Origin of the sequence: Kitasatospora sp. NPDC091257, from assembly GCF_044757675.1 — a bacterium.
Classification (GTDB): Bacteria; Actinomycetota; Actinomycetes; order Streptomycetales; family Streptomycetaceae; genus Kitasatospora; species Kitasatospora lactacystinica.
The window spans coordinates 1-2,800 of sequence record NZ_JBIVVI010001174.1; the positions used below are offsets into that span (position 1 = coordinate 1).

Annotated in this window: 3 protein-coding genes; 2 read left to right on the plus strand and 1 reads right to left on the minus strand. The window is 70.7% G+C overall.

Annotation, left to right across the window (positions count from 1 at the left end):
- The coding region (locus ACIQOV_RS35915) for a 2Fe-2S iron-sulfur cluster-binding protein (protein ID WP_401055014.1) at positions 1 to 529 on the plus strand (529 nt) is incomplete at its 5' end.
- Positions 530 to 1,452: 923 nt separating this feature from the next.
- Positions 1,453 to 1,989 (plus strand): DUF4240 domain-containing protein, encoded by a 537-nt coding sequence (locus tag ACIQOV_RS35920; RefSeq protein ID WP_401055015.1) that lies wholly within the window; start codon positions 1,453 to 1,455, stop codon positions 1,987 to 1,989.
- Positions 1,990 to 2,171: 182 nt separating this feature from the next.
- Here ACIQOV_RS35920 and ACIQOV_RS35925 read toward each other — a convergent pair whose 3' ends face one another.
- Positions 2,172 to 2,489: a beta/gamma crystallin domain-containing protein gene (locus ACIQOV_RS35925; RefSeq protein ID WP_380351537.1), complete on the minus strand. Its 318-nt coding sequence runs from the start codon at positions 2,487 to 2,489 to the stop codon at positions 2,172 to 2,174.
- Positions 2,490 to 2,800 lie beyond the last annotated feature (311 nt).

A 2,800-nucleotide genomic window follows, 5' to 3' on the forward strand; every position in this document is an offset into this window, starting at 1 on the left:
GGCGGAGGCCGGCGCCGCCCTCCCGGCCTCCTGCCGCCTGGGCACCTGCGGCTCCTGCCACGCCTCGGTCACCGACGGCCCGTACGAACTCGGCGGCCCGCAGGGCGCCTTCGGCCTCCACGAAACCGGCCTGCGTCCACGCTGGTTCGTGGCCGGCGGCACCGGCCTGGCCCCGCTGCTGGCGATGGTCCGCCGGATGGCCGAGTGGCAGGACCCGCAGCCCGCCCGACTCCTCCTCGGCGTCAACGAACCGCAGGACGTCTTCGGACTGGACGAACTGGCCTCCGTGGCCGCCGAGTTGCCCGGCTTCCGGTACGACATCTGCGTCCGGAGGCCGGGCCCCGACCGGTCCGGACCGACCGGCACCCCGGCCGACCTCCTGGCCGCCGCCCTCCCCGAACTCGGCACCACCACACCCGACCTGTACGTCTGCGGCCCGCCACCCCTGGTCGACGCCGTCCTGCGCACCGCCGCACTCGCCGGCGTACCGTCCGACCAGATCCACCGGGAGCGCTTCCTGGCCACCTGACCCCCGCCGCCCCCGCCCCTCACCCGCCCGGGCCGCCCCCGACCTGATCGGCGAGATCGTGACAGGACAGGCAGGCAGACCGATATCTCCACCGGTCTGTCCCAACATCACGAGCCGGGTCGCCTCGTAGACCCCGGGAGGAGCCCAACCCAGCGGTCGACGCTTCTCGTCCCGGCACCGAACCGACCGGCCGGTCCATCGCGGCGGGTCCTGCAGGGCGGCAAGTGCGGCCGGAAGCGCACAGCTGCGGGCTGCGGTGGTCATCTCTTCTCGTTCCTCCGTCTTCCGGGGAAGTTCCCCCACCCTCTGGGGACGGCAACGGGCCAATCCGGCAAAGATCTTGAAAATGCTCCTGTGACGTACATCACATATCAGGTCGGCCATTGTCTCCTCGCACCGCCGGTTGCCCCCGGAACGTCCAACGGGATGCCCGTAGTTCACTTGGCCGAGGTCGCCGCCCGCCAGGTCCGCACCCCAGGGGGCCTGCCATCAAGACCTCTCGCCGCCGTTTCCGGCCATCGCCGAACGACCGGCCGATCACAAAGGGCCCGTCCCGGCCATGCCTGTCCGACCGATCCTCAGGCGTCGGCACCGAGGGGTTCCTCGCCCCGGAACAGCTCATCGGCGGACCGATCACGCATGCCGTGGATCTCTACGCCTTCGGCATGGTGCTGTGCCATGCCGCCGGAACCGCGCCGCTCCCGGACGGCGAATCCCTGGCGTGCGCCCTCAGCCTGCCGCCCTCCCCGAGGGCAGCTTCGCCTGCAACCGCAGGACGCACGCGGTGTTCGCGAGGACGAACTGCCGCTGCGGTCCGAAGTGCGCTGGTGCGGCGGCGATCCGGCGCGGCTCCGCGTGGGCGGAGCGGACACCGTTCCGTCCCTGGACTGTTCTGTCGGAGTCCCGTGCGATGCTCAGCCGTCATGGACACCCAGCAGTTCTGGAATCTGGTCGAGGAAGCCCGCTCGCAGGTGCCGGCTCCGGACAACGGCTACGCCGTCGCGCGCCGGGCCGGCGCGCTACTCGCGCTTCGCCCCGCCGAGGAGATCGTCGCGGCCCAGCAGGTCCTGTGGAACCTGATGGCCGACTCGTACCGGGCCCCGCTCTGGGGCGCCGCCTACCTGGTCAACGGCGGTTGTTCCGATGACGGATTCGACTACTTCCGCGGCTGGCTGATCACCCAGGGCCGCGCGACCTTCGACAGCGTCATCACCGATCCGGACCGGCTCGCCGCACTCCCGGCCGTACGGGCCTGTGCCGCCGGCGGAACCGACCTCGAATGTGAGGAAACCCTGACCATCGCCTGGAATGCCTACCGGGAAGCCACCGGAGAAGACCTTCCCGGCGACGCCTTCACCATCTCGTACCCGCCCCTGGACCCGGACTGGAACTTCGACTTCGGCGACGACAACCGGCTGAGCCAACGGCTGCCACACCTGGCCGCGCTCTACTCGGACTGACGAAGCGGACATCGGGGCGCCGCACGAGACCCGGGCCAGGAACGGGCCACCTCCACGGTCGCGCGGCCAGGGTTGGAACACGGGCGGCCGCGAAGTGGCCGACCTGCCGCACACGCTGATGCCGGTCACGCCCGGAGAGGCATGCCCGGCATCAGCGTGTGGAACGAGCGGCTGCCCCCGTGTCACCCGATCTGGATGGCGGCGACCCTCGGCGGTCGGTTCGGGAAGGTGATGTCGGTCCAGCGTTCGATCCTCACGGAGTCACCGTTCACGTCGTAGTACGTCAGGTCGTTGTTGCCCGTGGAGATCCGGTCGACCCACCAGCCACCGAAGTCGGTCCTCCCCCCGTTCGCGTAGCAGTCGACGCTGTCACGGCCGTCGAGGTGCGACCAGATCTTCAGGAAGTCATTGCGGCCCCCGTCGCACTGGACGTGGTCGATGGCGAAGGCGTCGCCGCTCGGCAGGCCGACGGTGGCCGTGGCGGCTGCGGCGAACGCCATGGCCATGGAACAGATGGCCCTCTTGGTCTTCGAGATCACGGATTCTCCCTCGTACGAGGCCCGGGGCGCGGCCCGGCGCTGTCAGTGGCGTCACGTCATGACGGAACGGTGCTCGGCCGATTCGGTGAACGGCCGACCGCGCACCGGTCCGATTCCTCCCGGCCGCGCCTGTCGGTGACACGGCCGCATGACCCGGACCCTCAACGTAGTGACCCCCGTCCCCCGTCCGGCCGCAACACTCCGAATGCGAACCGGCGGGCCGAGACATCACCCGATCGTGGCGCTCACGTGCGGACGAGGGGCCGGGAGGG